The sequence below is a fragment of the Tepidimonas sp. genome (genome assembly GCF_036824975.1).
Lineage (GTDB): Bacteria > Pseudomonadota > Gammaproteobacteria > Burkholderiales > Burkholderiaceae_C > Tepidimonas.
This window is the reverse complement of sequence record NZ_DAISZC010000116.1, coordinates 1-2,772: the sequence shown is the minus strand read 5'-3', so window position 1 is coordinate 2,772 and position 2,772 is coordinate 1. Positions and strand designations below refer to the sequence as shown.

At 67.1% G+C, this 2,772-nt stretch carries 1 protein-coding gene; it reads left to right on the top strand.

The window, feature by feature from the left end; translation table 11 throughout:
• Positions 1–215 precede the first annotated feature (215 nt).
• Positions 216–2,648: a YgiQ family radical SAM protein gene (locus tag V7Z54_RS09735; RefSeq protein ID WP_334136203.1), complete on the top strand. Its 2,433-nt coding sequence runs from the start codon at positions 216–218 to the stop codon at positions 2,646–2,648.
• Positions 2,649–2,772 lie beyond the last annotated feature (124 nt).

Here is a 2,772-nt window from a genome sequence, read left to right as displayed (position 1 = left end):
TTGATCAGCTCAAAGCCCGCGGCTATGCCGACAAATACCGCGCAGAAGGCAAGCCCATTCACCTCATCGGTATCGAATTCAGCCGCGCCGCAAGGAATGTCGTCGGATTCAAAGTCGAGACGCTGGCCCAGGACAGAACATGCGGGTAACGGCCGCCCTCGGCAAGGAAATCGGACTCGGCGTACACTGGCGGGTTTTTCGCGTACGCCTGCCCCATGAACGCTACGGTCGACGTTTCCAACTTTGTGCGGCACGCCAAGCCGCTGACCAGTTACAAGCCGTACTGGGCCAAGCGCTTCGGGGTGGCGCCCTTCCTGCCCATGAGCCGCGCCGAGATGGAGGCGCTGGGCTGGGATTCGTGCGACGTCATCCTCGTTACCGGCGACGCCTACGTCGATCATCCCAGCTTTGGCATGGCCGTGATCGGCCGCGTACTGGAAGCGCAGGGCTTTCGCGTCGGCATCATCGCCCAGCCCGACTGGCACAGCGCCGAGCCGTTTAAGGCGTTGGGCCGACCCAACCTGTTTTGGGGCGTGACCGCGGGCAACATGGATTCGATGATCAACCGCTATACGGCCGACCGCAAGATTCGCTCCGACGACGCCTACACCCCGGGCGGCGTGGCGGGCCGGCGCCCGGACCGGGCAGTGATCGTCTACAGCCAGCGCTGCCGCGAGGCGTACCGGGACGTGCCGATCATCATTGGCGGCATCGAGGCCAGCCTGCGCCGCATCGCCCACTACGACTACTGGAGCGAGACGGTGCGCCGCTCCATTTTGCTGGACGCCAAGGCCGATTTGCTGTTGTACGGCAACGCCGAGCGCGCGCTGGTCGAGGTGGCGCACCGGCTGGCGCGGCGCGAACCCATCGAGTCCATCACCGACGTGCGCGGCACGGCCTTCGTACGCCGCCGCACGCCCGAGGGTTGGTTCGAGATCGACTCCACCGAGGTAGACCGTCCCGGCCGGGTGGACGCGCACGTCAACCCGTATCGGATGGTGTCCGAACAGGCTCGGGAACAGGGCCAGAACTGCGTACAGCAAGCGTCGGCGCAAGCGCACTCCAATGTTGCCGGTGTCGCGCGGCCGACGGCGATGTCAGAGGAGGCCAGGGGCAGCGCTGGGGCAGCACCGGCGCTGCCGCTGTATTTCGTGCCCAATCCGACCTTGCCGCATCGCGGCCGCCCGCCGCGCGAGCACACCGTCATCCGTCTGCCCAGCTACGAGCAGGTCAAGGCCGACCCCGTGCTGTATGCCCATGCCAACCGCGTGCTGCATCTGGAGACCAACCCGGGCAACGCGCGCGCCCTGGTGCAGGCACACGGGCAGGGGACAGCCGCGCGCGATGTCTGGATCAACCCGCCGCCCATTCCACTGACCACGGCCGAGATGGACTGGGTGTTTGGGCTGCCGTACGCGCGCAGCCCGCACCCCGCATATGCCGATGCCAACGGCCGTCACGATGGGCCGACCAAGATCCCCGCGTGGGAGATGATCCGCTTCAGCGTCAACATCATGCGCGGCTGCTTTGGCGGCTGCACCTTCTGCTCGATCACCGAACACGAGGGTCGCATCATCCAGAGCCGCTCCGAGGACTCCATTCTGCGCGAGATCGAGGAGATCCGCGACAAGGTGGCCGGCTTCACTGGGGTTATCTCCGACTTGGGCGGGCCGACCGCCAACATGTACCGCCTAGGCTGCCGGAGCCCTGAGATCGAAGCCGCCTGTCGCAAACCCAGCTGCGTCTACCCGGACATCTGCGCCAACCTGCACACCGACCATGGCCCGCTGGTGCAGCTGTACCGGCGCGCCCGACAGCTGCCCGGCATCAAGAAGATCCTGATCGGCTCCGGTCTGCGCTACGACCTGGCTGTGCGCAGCCCCGAATACGTGCGCGAACTGGTGCAGCACCATGTGGGCGGCTATCTGAAGATCGCGCCCGAGCATACCGAGCCGGGGCCGCTGTCGAAAATGATGAAGCCCGGCATCGGCAGCTACGACCGCTTCAAGCTCATGTTCGAGCAGTACTCGAAGGAGGCGGGCAAGGAGCAGTACCTGATTCCGTACTTCATTGCCGCCCACCCGGGTACGACGGATGAGGACATGCTGAACCTCGCGTTATGGCTGAAGCGCAACGGCTTTCGCGCCGACCAGGTGCAGACCTTCTACCCCAGCCCGATGGCCACCGCCACGGCCATGTACCACACGGGTCTCAACCCGCTCAAGGGTATCCACCGCGACGAGCGTGCCGAGCGCGTGGACGTGGTGCGCGGCGAGCGTCGGCGCCGTCTGCACAAGGCTTTCCTGCGCTACCACGACCCAAATAATTGGCCGTTGCTGCGCGAAGCCCTCAAGCGCATGGGGCGTGCAGACCTCATCGGCAACGGCAAGCACCATCTGGTTCCCGCCTACCAACCGTTGACCGACGGCAGCTACCGCGCGCCCCGGCGCGCCCATTCCACGCCGCCGAAGGCGTCTGCAGCGGCGCAGCCCGGCGCTTCGCGCAAGGGCAGTGCCGCTGCCGCCAGCCGCGCCGCACAGCCACGCGCGGGGCTGATCCTGACGCAGCACACCGGGCTGCCGCCGCGACCGGGTACCGTGATCCGCCGCGGCTCGCCGGTGGGCCAGGGCAAACGGCGCCGGCCCTGACGGCGACGACGGCGTCCGGTGAAGCGGCAGGGGCTTGTCCGCGTGGTGGCCGACGCTGCGTGCGTCCGTGCGTGGCGCGGTATCAGGGGCTGCGCGCCCCAAAGTCCAGCGGCAGGCCGACGTA

What these genes read in the sequence shown, in the direction of transcription:
- V7Z54_RS09735 (WP_334136203.1), top strand. Translation starts at nt 216, where the DNA reads ATGAACGCTACGGTCGACGTTTCCAACTTTGTGCGGCACGCCAAGCCG.